We start from the raw sequence: 17,990 nt of genomic DNA, 5'->3' as shown, positions 1-17,990 counted from the left end.
TAATATTATGGGCAAAACCTAAAAAATAGTTATTGCTATTTTTTAGGTTTTTTTTTGTCTCAAGTTTATGAGGCTTCTTTAATCTCTATACAATAATGAGTAGGAAAAATGAAATATTTAACTAAAGCTGTATTTAACGTCAAACCTAAAAGAATTGTTTTAATTACTTTACTTGGCTTGTGCTCAGTACAACACTCTTTTGCTGCTACTCAAGAAGAGTTAGAAGCAAGAATATCTTTATTAGAACAAAAATTATTAGCACTTTCTCAAGAATCCATAGATTTAAAAAAACAAGTGATTGAATCGAATAAACAGCTAGCACAATTAAATAAGAATATTCAACAACAACAGATTGTAATTAACAATCAGCAAAAAGTATTGAAAAAACAAAGTAGTGCTTTAGTTAAAACTTCAACTCAATTTTCAACTCAAACCCCAGTATTAAAACAAACCCAAATTCAAACCCACATTAATTCTAAATCTGTTGTTCAACAAAATCAGGCATCCAATAATCAAATCGTTATAGTTAATGATATCAAGCCAAGTGATAATGCAGATATAACATCACAAATAAAACCACTAAAAAATGCTTTTACTCTGTCAGAATTTAAAGATTTCATCAAAGACGAAATCGGTTTTTCATTTAATGGTTATTTTCGTGGTGGTTGGTCTACTTCCCAAAATGGTAAACCAAAAAATTATGCTGAAGGTGCATTAGGTAGGTTTGGTAATGAATATGGAGGTTGGTACGATCTTGTTTTTAAACAAAAAGTTTATGATGAAGATAGTCATAGAGTTGATGCCATTGTTATGATTGATGGTAATGTAGCAACTAATAAAGCTGCTGGTTTATTTAATACTCAAGATGACAATATTATGCAGTTTTCTGATATTTACTTATCTACCAAAGGTTTTGTACCTGGATTTCCTAATGCAAATTTATGGGTAGGAAAACATTCACTTCCTTATAATGAAATCCAAATGTTAGATTGGAAAACACAAAAAACACCGGCGGGGGGGGGTATAGGTATCGAGGATCTTGGAATTGGAGTGGGGAAACTTGATTTAGCGCTTGTGAGAGCAGATGTCAATGTTAAACAAGTTAAAATTATAAATGGTGGTAATACTGGAGTACAAACCGTAACGAAACGAGAAGAAGTCGATTTGAATGAAGTTGAATTTCGCTATCGAGATATTCCTTTATGGCAAGATGCAATTTTTGCCGTTAACGGACGTTATTCTGCACCCAATAAATCCAAAATTCAAGATAGTGTGAGTGTAAAAAATGCTTGGCTGGGAAGTTTTGTTTTAAGGCAAAATAATTTCTTTGGTGGATTTAATCAATGGACTTTACAAATAGCAACCAATTCTGTTGCTTCACAATTGGCTAATATTAATACGAATAATCCTGAATTTGCAGCTAATGCTGATAATGATTACATCGGTACTCACACAGGAGGAAAAGCTTATCGATTGGTATCTGAAGGTGAAGCTTATCTAGCCGATAAAGTTATTATGGCTCATGCAATTGCGATGACGACAGGAACAGATGTTTACTCATATGATCTTAATTTGGCTCATACGGATTTTTCGAGTTTTAAATCAGCAATAAGACCTGCTTATATATGGGATAATTATAATCAAAGTGGCATTGAATTAGGTTATTTTCAACAAAAAAATAAAGTCAAAGGTAAAAACTATAATGAAGAGGGTTTTAAAACAACGCTTTTCCACTCATTTAAAGTTGGTAAAAGTATTTTAACATCAAGACCTGATATACGTTTCTATGTTTCATATATAGAGTCATTGCAAAATGAAATTAGTAAATTTGACTTTAATGGTAAGGATAATCAAATTAGCTTTGGTGTGCAAACTGAAGTTTGGTTTTAAATAATAGTTTCTAAAAAATAGTTAAATGTCGAAAACACTTAATCTATAGTATTTTCGACATTTTTTATTATCCAATACCATTATTTAATTTTGTTAACAGAATATCGTTTGGTTAAAGTTGGAGTAAAAACATTAATTAAATTGGCGGGTGGAATTTCTTTTTTTGCTAAACATAATGCCAGTTCAGCAGCTTGCTCAGCCATAGTTTGCAATGGGTACCGGATAGTTGTCAATTTGGGATGTAAATACCGAGCAAGTAATAAATCGTCAAAACCAATTATAGAAATATCTGATGGAATTTTTATATCATTATCATATAACACAGAAATAGCACCTGCTGCCATTGAGTCATTATAGCAGGCAATGGCCGTAATTTGACGATTGCGCTCTAAAAGGGACATCATAGCTTGTTCACCGCCTATTTCATTTGGTGAGGAAATAGCAATCAAGTTATCATTGATGTCAATATCATGTTCTAAAAGCGCATCTTTATATCCTTGTAAGCGGTCGGATGAATCTGATATGTCATGATTTGAACATAAATAACCAATGTTGGTATGACCATTTTGAATTAGATGTTTTACAGCTAAGTAAGAACCATAGCGGTCATCAAGTGCAATGCAACGTTTTTCAAAACCTTTTATTATACGATTAATTAATACCATTCCTGGAACTTGTTGCATCAATCTTATTAAGGTACTATCGGAAAGCATTTTTGCATGAACCACTAACGAAGAACAGCGATGCTCAATTAATTGGGTAATAGCATTATATTCTTTTTTTTCATTGTGATAACCATTACCTATCAATAAAAAATGCCCTGTTCGATAAGCTACTTTTTCAACCGCACTAACCATAGCACCAAAAAAAGGATCCGAAACGTCTGCGACAATAATACCAATGGTTTTTGAATTTTGTTGAGATAAAGCACGAGCATTTGCATCTGGATAATAATTCAATTTTTCCATAGCAGTTTTAACAATCTCACGCTTATTATTGCTAACATTGTTTGCATTATTGATAACACGAGATACTGTTGCAACTGAAACATTGGCTAATTGTGCAACGTCTTTTATTGTCACCATAAAACTTCCTTTTAATTTGATATTACTACTTAAAATTTATATCCATATTACTTAAAGTTTATCCATATAAAATATTGTAGTTTACCGACGATTAAAGCAAAAGTGGTTCGCAAAGGGGGGAGGGAACCGATACTTGAAATATTTTTATATCTTCTAACTAATTCAGTCTGTTTGGTACTGAACATATGAGATAAAACCTTATAATAATAGAAAAATTTTTATTTGCCAATCATTGTATTATTTGCCGAACCATTTCAAATTTAACATGTTATTAAAGGGAATGAATACTTTCATCCCCATTTTTTGTTAAATAATATAGTTTTTTTGTGTTTTTTTTAATTTATTTGGATGTGATTTTTATCAGCATAGCCGTTGCAGGATCGAGCACGGGTAATGGTAATCCTATATTCATTAACCAATCGCCAGAAACTGTTGTTTTCGTTTGCATCCACATAGGTAATATTTTCATCACATGACCACTGATTTTTGGATCAATATTATCTGGCATATCAAGAATTTCTATATGATATTGTTTATCAGCTGACAAACCCGTCAATCGTAAATTGCCACTCAATGCATAGGTTGGTAATGTCAATTGAGCAATAATGAAAGCAGCTTCTTTTTTATCTTTGCTTACAACACCATAACTTTGCATTGCATTAGGATCATCAACATCCAAACGCACACTATTACCGCTATGTAATAATGGACGCAATTGTTTGTGTAAATTAATATAATGAGCAAATTCTTTTTGTTCCTTTTCAGATTCTTTAACAGGATCAAGTTCAACGCCCATATGTCCAAATAGGGCAGTTAAACCTCGTAAATTCATATGTAACTCGCGAAATGTAGTATGACATAAAGCACCACCAATATGAGCGCCCATGACCTCAGGAGGGAAGAAGTAACTCATGCCACGTTGAATGATTTGGCGGTCTAATGCATCGTTAGAGTCCGATGTCCAGAAACGTTGAGTACGTTTTAATATTTCATAATCGATACGTCCTCCGCCAGATGAACAAGACTCAATTTCAACATGAGGGAATTTTTCTTGTAAAATATCAATTAAACGATATAACGCTTCGGTCTGTCCAACAATCGCTGGATTACCATTATGACCTGCTTGCACTATTTCACGATTCATATCCCATTTTATATAGTCAATGTCATAGCTTCCAAGCAACCAAGTCAATCTTTCAAGCAAATATTCAAAAACCGCTGGATTCTGTAAATCGAGTAAATATTGATGACGACCTTCAGGCTGATTATAACCTTTCAGTTCAAGTAGCCAATCAGGATGAGCACGATAAAGATCAGAATTTTTATTAATCATCTCAGGTTCAACCCAAATACCAAATTCCATGCCCAGATCTTTAACATGTTTAATTACGGGCTCTAATCCGTTTGGATATTTCCGTTTATCCAAATACCAATCTCCCAATGCTTGATAATCATCGTCACGTTTACCAAACCAGCCATCATCAATAATAAATCGTTCAACCCCCATATGTGCAGCTTTGGACGCCATTTGCATAATATAATCTGGATTATGATCAAAAAAGATGCCTTCCCAAGTATTAAGATGGACTGGACGAGGTTTATTTTGGCTAAATTTAATAATGTTACCACGTAAAAACTCATGAAAATGCTGACTCATCTGATTCAAGCCTTGATCACTATAAGTTGCATATAACCATGGTGTTGAAATCGATTCGTTTGTAGCTAATGTTATTTCACCTGCCATATATAAGGCTTCAGCTTGTATGAAACGTTTACCATTACTTTTTACGGCTACTTGGATTCGATGGTTTCCACTCCAACCTAAATGAATACCCCATACTTCACCAGATTGTTCTTTAAAACCTTCGGTGCCAGCTACCATACCCGGAAAATATTCATGCGAAGTGCGTCCACGACGGTTTTCCTGCAAATACCCACAGTGTTCGATTTTTATACGATGAGGGTAAAACTCCTTAATCCAACGTCCACTAAAGGCCATTAACTCTTGCGCTCTCTCAGGTAAGGGGAGAGTGATTGATAAACGATTGACCTGATAAGGCTCATCATCTAAATTAATTAAACTATTTTGGCATTGTAATACGCCGCTGTTATCTAAAATAAAATGGCTGATGAAACGTAGGTTAGCAATATTATCTTCACTTATAATGGTAATTTCATTTTCTTTTTGAATTACTTCTTTGGTGATAAAAACAGGAGACCAATCTTTATTATTGCGATGGCCTTCAAGTCCCGGTGTACTAAAATTACCCAAACCTTCTTCAGGACATAGAGTAAAAGGAACGTCAACATCAATACGAGCGTTAGGAACAGCAGGAGTTAATATTTCCAGTTGTTCAAGTTGAATGTTTTGTAATCGCTTACCAAAATAGCTAAGTTCAGCATAAGGTGTTGTTCGAAATAGGACATCTATATGGTTGTTTTTAAGACGATAGTTCATGATGACTCCAAAATTTATGTTCTTTATCTGTCAAAATAATTTTATTTCTATTAAAGTTAAATGATTAATTTTTTATTTTGTGATTAAGATCTCATAAAAAATGTAATCGATTTCATTTTTTGTGTTGATGGCTTTTTTTTCAAGACATATATTGTGAAATGAATGTGCGAAAAGTTTATTTTTTATGTTATCATGGTTAAAAAACGGATGGATTGAATTAAATATGATGAAAAAACATAATATTATTATAATTTCTTTTCTTGGTTTTGTTTTTAGTGCTATTGCTGCAGATAAATACGTGACAGAAGACATGGATATCTACTTACGCCGTGGTCCTAGTGCTAATTATGGTTTTTCTGGATCAGTTAAAGCTGGTCAAAAAGTGACTTTTCTTGAAAAAAGTGACGATGGAAAATACACAAGAGTTCAAATTAATAATGGCAAAATAGCGTGGATTGAGAGCAATAAACTTAATGATGAGCCAAGTTATCGAGAACGCCTTCCCGAATTAGAAGCAAAATTAGCTGAATATCAAGACAAAGTGAATAATGTTGATGAACATCAACGAATCATAGTGAATGAATATGAGCAAAAATTGCAATCTGCGGAAAAATTAATTGAAACTCTTCAAAATAAAAATGCCGATCTTGAAAAAAAAGTCAAACAGCAGAAAACTCAGATAGACTCAATGTTAAATCAAGTTGATGATAAACGAGTTGATCTTATTCTTACCTGGTTCACTTATGGCGGTCTTGTTGCTGGTGGTGGTCTTATATTAGGTCTAATTTTACCATTTATAATGCCTCGTCGTAAAAAAGATCGTTGGATGCGTTAAATGTCTCAAATTTATTTAGTTGGTGGGTGTGTTCGTGATAGATTATTAGGATTACTGAGTGTAGACCGTGATTGGGTTGTTGTTGGAGCGACACCGGAAGAATTATTATCTTTAGGCTATCAACAGGTTGGTAAAGATTTTCCTGTATTTTTGCATCCGGTTACAAAAGAAGAATATGCATTAGCGAGGACAGAACGCAAAGCAGGTAATGGCTATTCTGGATTTATTTGTGATTTTAGTAAAGATATTACTTTAGAACAAGATCTTATCCGACGAGATCTTACCATCAATGCAATTGCTATGGATGAAGAAGGTAATATTATTGACCCTTACCATGGCGTTGATGATATCAAACGTAAGTTGTTACGTCATGTATCTCCCGCCTTCCGTGAAGATCCTTTACGAATTTTGCGAGTAGCGCGTTTCGCTGCACGCTATCACCAATTAGGTTTTGTTGTTGCAAGCGAAACAATGAATCTGATGAAAGATATGGTGTTAGCTGGAGAAATTAGTTATCTTACTTCAGAACGTGTCTGGAAAGAGACTGAAAAAGCCTTATCTACTACAGATCCTCAAATCTACTTTAAAGTTTTGGAACAATGTGGTGCACTTGCTATATTGTTTCCATTGTTATCTTTATCTGATACTGTCATCGATGCTCTAAAACGTTCTGTTTCATTAACTCACGATTTAACTATTCGTTTTAGTGTTTTATGTTCGCAATTACCAAGTATGCTTTCAGTTGAACAATTATGCAATAAAATGAAATCACCCAATAACTATACTAAGCTTGCTATAATGGTTAATCAATACTATAAAGATGTCCAGTGTGTAAAAACATTGACTGCCGAGCAAATTATTTGTTTGCTAAATAGGATTGATGTATGGCGTAATCCACAACACCTTTATCAATTAGTTTTGGCTAGCGAAGCATTGGCTAAAACAGAATCTTATCCACAAGCACAATATTTAGAAAATGCTTATAAACTAGCTAATAGCGTTAATGTGCAAAAAATTATTTCGGATGGATTTATTGGTAAAGACATTCAAATTGAACTACAAAAAAGGCGAATTGAATTGTTATTAAACCGGATTTGATTGCATCTTAATCGATCACAGCTTTTTTTCAAAATATCTAAAAAAAAGTGTTGACGATTTGCCGGAACTTAAGCATAATGCGCCTCGCAGTGTTGGTTATGACGTTGCGAATGAGATGGCTACGTAGCTCAGCTGGTTAGAGCACATCACTCATAATGATGGGGTCACAGGTTCGAATCCCGTCGTAGCCACCATTAAGATTAGGTAGTACTTTTATCGGAGTATTCAGTGCGGGTGTGGCGAAATTGGTAGACGCACCAGATTTAGGTTCTGGCGCCGTGAGGCGTGGGGGTTCAAGTCCCTTCACCCGCACCATTTAATCTTAATAGTTTGTCCTTTATTGGGGTATAGCCAAGCGGTAAGGCAGCGGGTTTTGATCCCGCCATGCCCAGGTTCGAATCCTGGTACCCCAGCCATTACTTTTTGAATAATTTTTTAAGATGATTTAGTCCGTTTAATCCTTGAGTATATGCCTCTTTATTGATTATTTACTACGGATATGACGAGTTTGGTAAATGCGCTGGATTTAAGTTCTACTATCGTAAGGTATATGAGTTCAAGTCTCTTCTTCCGCACCATTTAATCTTAATAATTATCTTTTCTTGGGGTATAGCCAAGCGGTAAGGCAGCGGGTTTTGATCCCGCCATGCCCAGGTTCGAATCCTGGTACCCCAGCCATAAACATAGATTTTCTTCTTATATTTTACCAATTCTTCATAATTTTGTCCTAGTATCATAACTAAATTAGTCATACATTTTTTCCGTTATTTAGTCGCTTCAACTAATACGTCGATCGTATATTGATTATCGATGTTCTTTTCCACTTAAAGACAATGTATATTTAAGAATATTATGACTAGAGTAAGGAGGGGATAATATAACTTTCCACGTAGTTAAGTTTATATTTCACGTAGAAAGTTATATAAAAAATTACTTCACTATTTATATAAATTTACATAAACAGTTTGTGCAGTACTGGCTGAATTTGTTGTTATTTCTTTAACATAGTAGAAGTGTGCATCATTGGCAATTGCATATTTTTGAGCTTCAGCGCTGATTTCTGCTGTATTGTTGAATGAACCATGGAAACTGATTGTTTTATATGGTGTCATTGTTTTAAACGCATCGCTTGTGATTTCGTAAGCATCTTCACCTTCTATTGCCTTAGAAACAATAAAATCTCTCACTACTGCATCTTTTTTGTATAATGCAACATCAATTTCTTGCGATTGATTTTTGATATCTGAAGGCGCAATAGAGAAAACATAAAATGCATATGCATTTTTTTCTGCGGCCAATTTACTCGCATCATTCATTACTTCAGCAGTATTATTGTAATTACCTTTAAATTTGATAACTTCAAATGGGAGATAATAAAGAGCTTTAGCTCGTGGATATAGAACAACACCATTTTTTGTAACTTCTTTTTTTATAACTGCGACAGGTTGATTGGATTGATAAATATCAGCATAAACAATGGCACTATCAGCTGAATTATTAGTCATTGCATTTTCAATTGATTTGATATAATAGTACTTAGCACCAGCTTCATCGGCAGCTTGAGAAATATCATCTGCTGCATTTTCAGCTTGTAAATATCTACCTGTTACAGAAATTTCTTTAAGTGGAATTAAGTTTTTTGCTTCTTGCGCAGTTAAAGCATCAGCTGCATAAAGATTAGCAACAGGTAATGATAATAAAAGAGCAAGTGCAATTGATGATTTATTTAAACGTTTCATGATTATTTCCTTCATTTTTTGAATTATTTCAATTAAAGTTAATTTTTAACGCTGTATTTAATTTGCCATCATAAACATAATGTAAAGATATACGTATACCTTCAAAATCTAAGATATTTATGTCGTTATCTATACATTAATAATTAATTTATAGTTATAAAGTTTTTTCTAAGAAACAAAAAAGCTGTTTATTTTAAAATATTCAGATTTAACGAAGCTGATAAAAATATATAGTAATAGATAAAATTATAGAAACATTGTGTTAAAAAACAACGATTACTGAAGAACAGAAATTAAAGTAAAAATATATTTTAAATTAGTAAGCTAATTTTTTATTTTATTGCTTTTTGAATAGTATTAATAAATTGTTTTGTTATTTGTGCAGTTAAACCCCAAATAATATAATTATTATATTGATAAAAGTAAACTAAATGTTCAGATCTTTTTTGCCAGTCTTTTGAACGATTAGGTAATAAGTTATAAGGAAAATCATTATCTGGTTTGTGTCCAACTTGCATCGTAGCATGTACAGGTTGATTTCTTTTAAACCAATCAAGTGGAACAGTAAAAACGCTTTCAACTTCATCAATGTTTAGTTTTAAATTTTTAATAGAATCAATTTTACCAATAAACGGATAAATTATCATTCCTAATGAGGCAATAAATTTTGGTAACTGACCTAAAATAGTGATTTCATTGATTGGAATCCCTAATTCTTCACAAGTTTCTCTTTTCGCGGTTTGTTCAGGGTTTATATCTTCTTTTTCAACTTTACCACCCGGAAAACAAATATCACCAGGCTGCCACTTAAGTTTCTGAGATCGAATTTGGAATAATAAGTGTAATTGATTATCTACTTTGACAATTGGCATTAACACAGCTGCTTTATTTTTGATTTGTTTAGGACGTTCGGTGGTTTTCAAAATATCCGATATTTTTTCTAATGTGATCATAATATTTATTTTATTTTTTAATTTAACATTCTATTTACGTTATAATAAGAAAATGTTAGATTGAAATTGTTTGTTAGTAGTACACGTGTTTTACTTGAATAATGCCATGCAATATTATATTAACAACATAAAAAAACAACTTAAAGATCTTGCTTTACTGAAGCATGAACGTGCTCTGAATGCTATGTCAGAAGAATTTCAACATGTTTTTTCATTTCTGCCGGCTTTTTTTCATTTTCATGATCCCAATCTTCCAGGTTATCTAAATGAAGATATGCCTAAGGGTATTGCTTGTTATCAAATTTCTGAAACCGTTTCCACTCAATTGCAAAATGATTTTAATTTCATTACTCCACTGACAACCGATAAATCTGATATTTCAGCCTTGTATTCAATGGGAAGCACATGTTCGATTGGACAATCAATTACATCAGATTTGGATATATGGATTTGTATTGAAAATAATTTATCTGCCAACAGAAAATCATCTTTACAAAAAAAATGCCGTCTAATTGAACAATGGGCAGATGAATTAGGAATTAAGTTAACCTTATTTGTAGTAGATGTCGATCGTTTTATTAATAAGCATCATGAATGTTTAATTGGTGAAAATTGCGGTTCGGCTCAACATATATTATTGTTAGAAGAATTTTATCGTTCGGCTAACTTATTGGCAGGTAAGTTATTATTATGGTTTGCCGTGCCTAGCAATTTAACTATTAATAACACAAAATATCCGACTTATGAAAAATGTGTTCAAGCATTAGTCGAACAGAATATTATCATTCGTGATGAATGGATCGATTTTGGGCCATTAACGGGATTATCGGCGGAAGAATATTTTGGTGCTAGTTTGTGGCAACTCTATAAAAGTATTGATTCTCCATTTAAAGCTGTTTTGAAAACTTTATTACTTGAAGCTTACTCGTGGATTTATCCAGAAAATAAACCAATCGCTTATGAGATGCGTAGTTCTATTCAAAAGGCAGAAATTTATCAAGGTTGCTATTTAGATTCATATTATATGCTTTTGCAAAGGTTAACAAATTACCTCATTGAAATTAAAGATTTTGCTCGATTAGAACTTATTAGAACGTGTTTTTATTTAAAAGTTAATGAAAAACTATCAGTACCAACTTGTCTACCATCATGGCGTCGAAAAATTCTAGATGAGTTAGTCAAACAATGGGGATGGAGTAAAGAGCTCATAGCTAAATTAGATGCTAGCAATACATGGAAAATTGAACAAGTTCGGGAAATACATGAAATATTATTACAGACTATGATGACAGGTTATCGAAATTTACTGAATTTTGGTCGTCGTAATAATTTAGATTCATTAATTAGCCCACAAGACTTAGCTATATTAACGCGTAAACTTTATGCTTCTTTTGAAGTGTTGCCAGGTAAAATTACAACATTAAAACTTAATATTTCCAGTAATTTACAAGAAAGCACGCTTACTTTTATTTGCGTTAAAGAAGATAGAATCAATCGAGCGGGTTGGTATGTGTATAAACAAAAACCACTTCTAAATGACATTATTGGTCATCAATATATTGAATACAGTAAGTATTTGGTAAAATTAGTGAGTTGGTGTTATTTTAATAATATGATTTGTGACTCAACAGAGTTTTATTATCATAATGGGGAAGATCGCGATAAGACTAAAATAACCAAATTTATTAGAGATCTCAAAGCATATTTTCCTATTAATGTTCCAACAGCAACCGAAGAACAGCTTTATGGACCATGTGAAATACGTCATTTAGCCATCATTTTAAATCTCGAAAACGATCCTACAGCTAATTTAAACTTAGAAAATGAATTTAATTCTAATGTATTAAATTATGGTGAAAATGAATTAAGCTTAGTTGGATCGATAGACTTATTATATCGTAATTCATGGAATGAAATTCGTGTTTTACATTTTAATGGTAAATTATGTGTTCTTGAAGCTATTAAAGCGTTACTTAACCGAATGCATAAAGATGCAGATTTACCGAATTCAATGGAAATATTTTGTTATAGTCAATGTTTAAATAATCAAATTAGACAGCAAATAAAAAAATTGATGGATGATTGCATTGAACTTCGATTAAGTTCGACGATAAATAATTTAACTCAAGTAAAACCTTTAAGAATTGATGGTGCATCATGGTATCTATTTTTCGAACGGCTCGGTGTCTCATTTCATCAATTTGAAAATGCCATTGATTTTTATGGTGCAGTATCTAATAATAAAGCACAAGGAACACCATTAAATATATTAGATGAAACGAATGAACTGCCTAAAGAAATAGACAGCGTAGCGTATCAAGGTGTAATTCAGTTCTTTTTTGAAGACACCAACACAGGATTTGATCTATATATTTTAAATGAACATAATCAGATAGAAATATATCGCAATTGTAATGGCAATAAAGAAACTATGGTTAAAGCCATCAATGATTTTTATGTTCTATCGGATGACAGATTTACTTTCGCTACTAGTAGTTCTGTCAATTTCAATTTACCGCAATTTTATCAAATTACTTATAATAATGTTGGTGAGCGAGAGATCTATTTATTGAATTAACATTGATCGTAAATTACGTCATATTATAAAAAGTTCGATAAAAGTAATATTATTTTTTGTAGAAATTGTTTTAAAGGTATTTTTGATATGAAAAAAATTTATATTTCTATTAAAATAAATGGGAACTTTTTTCTAATTTAATAATCTAACTGTTAGTAAGCATATTTTTGGGCCACAAGCAGTTATTAACATAGTGAGGATTGGCCTTTAATGGGGGAGCAAGTAACAGACCAAGTATTAGTTGACCGCGTATTAAATGGTGATAAAAATGCGTTCAATTTGCTTGTTGTTCGTTATCAAAATAAACTTGCTCATCTGGTTTCTCGCTACGTTTCAGCTTCTGAAGTTCCGGATATTGTGCAAGAAACTTTTATTAAGGCTTACCGATCTTTAAGCCTATTTAAAGGTGAAAGTATATTTTATACATGGTTGTACAGAATAGCAGTTAATACAGCAAAAAATTATTTAATTTCGCAGGGTCGTCGACCTCCATCATCGGACATTGATGCAACAGAAGCCGAAGGTTATGACAATGCAGAATCTTTAAGGGATATTGACAATCCAGAAAGCTTAGTACTTTCAAAAGAAGTTGGAAAAGTAATATTTGAGGCAATTGAAGCATTACCCGATGATTTAAAAATGGCTATTACATTGCGTGAAATTGATGGACTGAGTTATGAAGAAATTGCTGAAATTATGGGGACGCCTGTTGGAACAGTAAGGTCGCGTATTTTTAGAGCCCGTGATATTATTGATGAAAAGATTAAACCATTAATAACTAATTGAAACAATTAAGTTAAAGTAGTTATAACATTAAGGTATCTACTATGCAAACAGAACAGAAACAGCAACTTTCATCACTTATGGATGGTGAGTTTAAAGATGATCGTTTCATTGATGCTGTATCAAAAGATGAAAATTTACAATCTTGTTGGCATCGTTATCATATTGTAAGATCTGCTATGCGAGGTGAGCTGCACAGTAGTACTTTAACTTTAGATATTTCAAATCAAATTGCTCAAGCTATTTCTGACGAAAACCTATATTTTGAAATTCCAGATCAACCAATCTCAAAAGAAGTCACTATACCGAAAGTTGAAAATTTATTTTGGAATCGTATAAAAGATGTAGTAGGAAAAGTTAGTCAAGTTGGATTGGCAGCTTGTGTAACGTTGGCAATTATTGCAGGTGTTCAACATCAGCAGGGACAATTAGACAGTTTTAATGGTACTCCAACACTCAATACTCTACCTGTAGGTGTTAATGTTGCTCCAGTTGGTGGTATTCAACAACATAACGACCAACAACTACTTGAAAAAAGACAATATGATAAAATTAGATTACTTGTACAGGATTATGAGTTACAAAAAAGGCTTAATGCTCATTAATTGTTTATGAATTGTTCATTTTATTTAAATACATTTAAATTTAAGCAGAGTATTAAATTTATCATTACTTTGCTGTTGATGCTGTTTACTTTCACTTCCTATGCGGAAGATACCGAAAAAGCGTTACAATTACTAAATAATATGCACAAAGCTGTCAAAACCAGCACATATCAAATTCATTTTCTTTCTCAAGATAAAGATCAATATGTTACCACTTATGAATATTCTCATTTAGGTTCTGAAAAGCAAGATAATATCAAAGCGCAATTACTTTATCTTGAAGGTCCAGCAAAAGAAATCATTTTGCACAATGGTGTAACAAGTTATTTTCAACCGGATAGTGCCTCTTTTTCAATTACTAGCTCACGCATCACAGAAGCCTTTCCTGATGTTATTTATAATGATTTTAGTCAATTAGTTGATGTTTATGATTTCATTTTGTTAGGTAAAACCAGAACAGCAAATCATAGTGTCCAATTGGTTAAAATCATTGCTAAAGATAAAGATCGTTATAGCTATATTATTTGGATTGATGATGAAAATTTTTTACCTCTTCGAATTGACCTACTTGATCAAAGTGGTGAAATCATTAGCCAACAAAAAGTAGTTGATTTAAATGAAAATTTTGAACCAAAAACGATCAAAGAATATATAGATAGCCGTACTTATCCTATTTTATTATCAATTGAAAAACAAAATAACATACTTGAAGTTTGGCGTTTAGCATGGTTACCTAAAGGATTTAAAGAAATTGCTGCTTATAATGTTAATTTTTATAATTCTGATATCGCCACTAAATTGTTTTCTGATGGAGTTTTTTCATTTACTGTTAATGTGTCTTCAGATCAATCAAATCAATCAAATCAGCTTATTATGCAAGGCGATCGTACTATATTTTCGACAAATATTAATAATAAAAATATTATTATTATTGGTAATCTGCCTAAAGTTACTATTGAGCGTATTGCCCAAAATATTGTGGAGAAATAATCGCAAAACTTTCGATAACACTATGCTTTGCGGTTATTAATGTGTAAAATGTTCCTTTCCTATTTTTCATGATTATCTAACCTGTTATTTTTTGTAATAACATTTCGGATAATTAAGAGTATATAACTAAAACATAAAATATAATTTATTGATATGAATAAAAATATCCGCAATTTTTCAATCATTGCTCATATTGACCATGGTAAATCAACACTTTCAGATCGTATTATCCAAATTTGTGGAGGGCTTTCTGATCGTGAAATGGAAGCGCAGGTTCTTGATTCAATGGATCTGGAACGTGAACGTGGTATTACAATAAAAGCTCAAAGTGTTACGTTAGATTATCATGCAAATGATGGTCAAACCTATCAGCTGAATTTTATTGATACCCCTGGACATGTAGACTTTTCTTATGAAGTTTCTCGTTCACTTGCAGCCTGTGAAGGTGCATTATTAGTTGTTGATGCTGGCCAAGGAGTTGAAGCGCAAACCCTTGCAAATTGTTATACTGCTTTAGATATGAATTTAGAAGTTGTTCCAGTACTCAATAAAATTGATTTACCTGCGGCAGAACCTGAACGCGTGGCTGAAGAAATTGAAGATATTGTAGGTATTGATGCAAGTAATGCAGTTCGTTGCTCTGCTAAAACAGGACTGGGCGTGGCAGATGTATTGGAGCAATTAGTAAAAGATATTCCTCCACCGGAAGGGGATTCCAATGCACCACTACAAGCACTAATTATTGACTCATGGTTTGATAATTATTTAGGGGTTGTGTCTTTAATTCGTATTAAAAATGGCGAATTACACAAAGGCGATAAAATTAAAGTTATGAGTACAGGTATGACTTATAATGTCGATCGTCTAGGTATTTTTACGCCTAAACAAGTTGATAAAGATACTTTAAATTGTGGTGAAGTTGGCTGGGTGGTTTGTGCCATCAAAGATATTTTAGGTGCGCCAGTAGGTGATACTTTAACTTCAGCTAAAAGGCCAGCAGATAAACCATTACCTGGTTTTAAAAAAGTCAAACCGCAAGTTTATGCTGGTTTGTTTCCAACAAGCTCAGATGATTATGAAGCTTTCCGAGATGCTCTGGGCAAATTAAGTTTGAATGACGCATCATTATTTTATGAGCCAGAAAATTCTGGCGCTTTAGGATTTGGTTTTCGTTGTGGTTTCCTTGGCTTATTACATATGGAGATCATACAAGAGCGTCTAGAACGAGAATATAATCTAGATCTCATCACGACAGCGCCAACAGTAGTTTATGAAGTATTAACGACTTCTAATGAAATTATATACGTGGATAGTCCAGCTAAACTTCCAGCAGTAAATAATATTCAAGAATTACGAGAACCAATTGCTGAATGTAATATATTGGTTCCACAAAACTATTTAGGTAATGTAATTACGTTATGTGTTGAAAAACGTGGTGTGCAAACAAATATGGTCTATCACGGTAATCAAGTTGCATTGACTTATGAAATTCCAATGACAGAAGTGGTTTTAGACTTTTTTGATAAATTAAAATCAACTTCTCGCGGTTATGCTTCATTGGATTACAGTTTTAAACGATTCCAAGCTGCTGATATGGTGCGATTAGATGTATTAATTAATGGTGAACGTGTTGATGCATTAGCATTAATTACACATAAAGATAATGCACCTTATCGTGGACGAGAATTAGTAGAAAAAATGAAAGACCTTATTCCTCGTCAGCAGTTTGATATTGCTATTCAGGCTGCTATTGGTAATCATGTTATTGCTCGTTCAACGGTTAAACAATTACGTAAAAACGTATTAGCCAAATGCTATGGTGGTGATGTTAGCCGTAAAAAGAAACTGTTACAGAAGCAAAAAGAAGGTAAAAAACGCATGAAACAAGTTGGTAACGTTGAATTACCGCAAGAAGCGTTTTTGGCTATTTTACATGTGGGAAAAGATTAATCAGTTAAAGAGGTAAAAAATGGCTGGAATATTTGCCATCATATTAACAGTAGCTACATTGATTACTGCAATCTTCTGGTTTCTAGAGAAATTTAGATGGAAACCAGCAAGACAACAAAAAGTTGAAGAAGTTCGTAAGCAACATAACGGCGAAATTGATGGAAAAATACTTGCTGAAGTCGGTAAACCTAAAGGTTGGGTTGAAAGTATCGCATCGTTTTTCCCTGTTTTATTTGTTGTATTTGTCATTCGTTCATTTTTATTCGAACCTTTTCAAATACCTTCAGGTTCAATGATGCAAACTTTGCTTATTGGAGACTTTATTGCAGTTCAAAAGTATTCTTATGGATTAAGAGATCCTATTACTAATACAGTATTAATCTCGACAGGTCATCCTAAACGGGGGGATGTTGCTGTATTTAAACATCCAAACATACCTCAAATGGACCTTATTAAACGCGTCGTTGGAATGCCAGGAGATAAAATTGTCTATCTTGTTAAAGAGAAGAAAATATTGATTTATCCTGCCTGTCAAACTGATGAAACTAATTGTATTGATGGACAAAAATCTGAACCATTGGACTTACATTATACGCAACCACAACCAAGCAATTGGAAAGAAGTTCATCAAGAGTTTAAAACAAATCCGAATTTTTATACATTAGAGCAGTATGCTGATAAAGGGATTGTAAATTCTCAATCTGTTGTATCACTTAATATGAATATGCAACAAGAAACGTTAGGTGATAAACCTCATGAAATTTTAACCACCCAAGGTTCACATGAGGATCCTAAATATTTCTATCGCCAAAATGGTCAACCAATTGCTACATGGGTAGTACCGAAAGATCACTATTTCATGATGGGTGATAATCGAGATAATAGTGGTGATAGTCGTTATTTTGGCTTTGTACCTGAGCAGAATTTTGTTGGTCGTGCGACAGCAATTTGGATCAGTTTCGAGAAACAACCAGATGAATGGCCAACAGGCATTCGATTTAGCCGTATTGGTGGTATACATTAATT

13 protein-coding genes and 4 tRNA genes are annotated in these 17,990 nt (G+C 32.8%); 13 read left to right on the top strand and 4 right to left on the bottom strand.

The window, feature by feature from the left end; genetic code table 11:
• Window positions 1–108 precede the first annotated feature (108 nt).
• Window positions 109–1,890 (top strand): carbohydrate porin, encoded by a 1,782-nt coding sequence (locus J4T76_RS01840; RefSeq protein WP_267345239.1) that lies wholly within the window; start codon window positions 109–111, stop codon window positions 1,888–1,890.
• 80 nt (window positions 1,891–1,970) lie between these two features.
• On the opposite strand, the gene J4T76_RS01835 is transcribed toward J4T76_RS01840, so the two are convergent.
• Window positions 1,971–2,975: a substrate-binding domain-containing protein gene (locus tag J4T76_RS01835; RefSeq protein WP_267345240.1), complete on the bottom strand. Its 1,005-nt coding sequence runs from the start codon at window positions 2,973–2,975 to the stop codon at window positions 1,971–1,973.
• A gap of 340 nt (window positions 2,976–3,315) precedes the next feature.
• Entirely contained in the window at window positions 3,316–5,433 is a 2,118-nt protein-coding gene (locus J4T76_RS01830) for an alpha-galactosidase (RefSeq protein ID WP_267339423.1), read from the bottom strand.
• Between the two features lie 223 nt (window positions 5,434–5,656).
• On the opposite strand from J4T76_RS01830, the gene J4T76_RS01825 reads away from it, so the two are divergent.
• The 6 genes from J4T76_RS01825 (at window position 5,657) to J4T76_RS01800 (ending at window position 8,044) form a co-directional block, all read left to right on the top strand.
• Window positions 5,657–6,268, top strand: coding sequence for a TIGR04211 family SH3 domain-containing protein (locus J4T76_RS01825; RefSeq protein ID WP_267339422.1), 612 nt, complete (start codon window positions 5,657–5,659; stop codon window positions 6,266–6,268).
• Window positions 6,269–7,366 carry a multifunctional CCA tRNA nucleotidyl transferase/2'3'-cyclic phosphodiesterase/2'nucleotidase/phosphatase gene (locus J4T76_RS01820; RefSeq protein ID WP_267339421.1) on the top strand — a complete coding sequence of 366 codons (1,098 nt, stop codon included), beginning with the start codon at window positions 6,269–6,271 and terminating at the stop codon, window positions 7,364–7,366.
• Window positions 7,367–7,483: 117 nt separating this feature from the next.
• Window positions 7,484–7,560, top strand: a tRNA-Met gene (locus J4T76_RS01815).
• Window positions 7,561–7,596: 36 nt separating this feature from the next.
• A tRNA-Leu gene (locus tag J4T76_RS01810) sits at window positions 7,597–7,681 on the top strand.
• A gap of 26 nt (window positions 7,682–7,707) precedes the next feature.
• Window positions 7,708–7,782, top strand: a tRNA-Gln gene (locus J4T76_RS01805).
• 187 nt (window positions 7,783–7,969) lie between these two features.
• Window positions 7,970–8,044: transfer RNA gene (locus J4T76_RS01800), tRNA-Gln, on the top strand.
• Between the two features lie 260 nt (window positions 8,045–8,304).
• Here J4T76_RS01800 and J4T76_RS01795 read toward each other — a convergent pair.
• Both J4T76_RS01795 and J4T76_RS01790 read right to left on the bottom strand, forming a co-directional pair.
• Window positions 8,305–9,105, bottom strand: a complete 801-nt coding sequence (locus J4T76_RS01795; protein WP_267339420.1) for a YdgH/BhsA/McbA-like domain containing protein — start codon at window positions 9,103–9,105, stop codon at window positions 8,305–8,307.
• A 332-nt stretch (window positions 9,106–9,437) separates the two neighbouring features.
• Window positions 9,438–10,058: an NUDIX hydrolase gene (locus tag J4T76_RS01790; RefSeq protein ID WP_267355723.1), complete on the bottom strand. Its 621-nt coding sequence runs from the start codon at window positions 10,056–10,058 to the stop codon at window positions 9,438–9,440.
• An 85-nt stretch (window positions 10,059–10,143) separates the two neighbouring features.
• On the opposite strand from J4T76_RS01790, the gene J4T76_RS01785 reads away from it, so the two are divergent.
• The 6 genes from J4T76_RS01785 (at window position 10,144) to lepB (ending at window position 17,988) form a co-directional block, all read left to right on the top strand.
• Window positions 10,144–12,636, top strand: coding sequence for a class I adenylate cyclase (locus J4T76_RS01785; RefSeq protein WP_267345244.1), 2,493 nt, complete (start codon window positions 10,144–10,146; stop codon window positions 12,634–12,636).
• Between the two features lie 210 nt (window positions 12,637–12,846).
• The gene (rpoE, locus tag J4T76_RS01780) at window positions 12,847–13,422 is read left to right on the top strand and encodes an RNA polymerase sigma factor RpoE (RefSeq protein WP_267339417.1); all 576 of its coding nucleotides are present in this window, start codon (window positions 12,847–12,849) and stop codon (window positions 13,420–13,422) included.
• 41 nt (window positions 13,423–13,463) lie between these two features.
• A complete protein-coding gene (locus J4T76_RS01775; RefSeq protein ID WP_267339416.1) occupies window positions 13,464–14,024 on the top strand; it encodes an RseA family anti-sigma factor in 561 nt (186 codons plus the stop codon).
• Window positions 14,025–14,030: 6 nt separating this feature from the next.
• Window positions 14,031–15,014, top strand: coding sequence for a MucB/RseB C-terminal domain-containing protein (locus tag J4T76_RS01770; RefSeq protein ID WP_267339415.1), 984 nt, complete (start codon window positions 14,031–14,033; stop codon window positions 15,012–15,014).
• Window positions 15,015–15,167: 153 nt separating this feature from the next.
• The gene (gene lepA / locus J4T76_RS01765) at window positions 15,168–16,964 is read left to right on the top strand and encodes a translation elongation factor 4 (RefSeq protein WP_267339414.1); all 1,797 of its coding nucleotides are present in this window, start codon (window positions 15,168–15,170) and stop codon (window positions 16,962–16,964) included.
• 19 nt (window positions 16,965–16,983) lie between these two features.
• Window positions 16,984–17,988 (top strand): signal peptidase I, encoded by a 1,005-nt coding sequence (gene lepB, locus J4T76_RS01760; RefSeq protein ID WP_267345246.1) that lies wholly within the window; start codon window positions 16,984–16,986, stop codon window positions 17,986–17,988.
• Window positions 17,989–17,990 lie beyond the last annotated feature (2 nt).

The sequence above is a fragment of the Gilliamella sp. B3022 genome (genome assembly GCF_028751545.1).
GTDB lineage: Bacteria > Pseudomonadota > Gammaproteobacteria > Enterobacterales > Orbaceae > Gilliamella.
The sequence above is the reverse complement of the archived record's forward strand: the minus strand, read 5'-3'. Positions and strand labels throughout refer to the sequence as shown.

What these genes read in the sequence shown, in the direction of transcription:
- J4T76_RS01840 (WP_267345239.1), top strand. Translation starts at nt 109, where the DNA reads ATGAAATATTTAACTAAAGCTGTATTTAACGTCAAACCTAAAAGAATT.
- J4T76_RS01835 (WP_267345240.1), bottom strand. Translation starts at nt 2,975, where the DNA reads ATGGTGACAATAAAAGACGTTGCACAATTAGCCAATGTTTCAGTTGCA.
- J4T76_RS01830 (WP_267339423.1), bottom strand. Translation starts at nt 5,433, where the DNA reads ATGAACTATCGTCTTAAAAACAACCATATAGATGTCCTATTTCGAACA.
- J4T76_RS01825 (WP_267339422.1), top strand. Translation starts at nt 5,657, where the DNA reads ATGATGAAAAAACATAATATTATTATAATTTCTTTTCTTGGTTTTGTT.
- J4T76_RS01820 (WP_267339421.1), top strand. Translation starts at nt 6,269, where the DNA reads ATGTCTCAAATTTATTTAGTTGGTGGGTGTGTTCGTGATAGATTATTA.
- J4T76_RS01795 (WP_267339420.1), bottom strand. Translation starts at nt 9,105, where the DNA reads ATGAAACGTTTAAATAAATCATCAATTGCACTTGCTCTTTTATTATCA.
- J4T76_RS01790 (WP_267355723.1), bottom strand. Translation starts at nt 10,058, where the DNA reads ATGATCACATTAGAAAAAATATCGGATATTTTGAAAACCACCGAACGT.
- rpoE (WP_267339417.1), top strand. Translation starts at nt 12,847, where the DNA reads ATGGGGGAGCAAGTAACAGACCAAGTATTAGTTGACCGCGTATTAAAT.
- J4T76_RS01775 (WP_267339416.1), top strand. Translation starts at nt 13,464, where the DNA reads ATGCAAACAGAACAGAAACAGCAACTTTCATCACTTATGGATGGTGAG.
- J4T76_RS01770 (WP_267339415.1), top strand. Translation starts at nt 14,031, where the DNA reads ATGAATTGTTCATTTTATTTAAATACATTTAAATTTAAGCAGAGTATT.
- lepA (WP_267339414.1), top strand. Translation starts at nt 15,168, where the DNA reads ATGAATAAAAATATCCGCAATTTTTCAATCATTGCTCATATTGACCAT.
- lepB (WP_267345246.1), top strand. Translation starts at nt 16,984, where the DNA reads ATGGCTGGAATATTTGCCATCATATTAACAGTAGCTACATTGATTACT.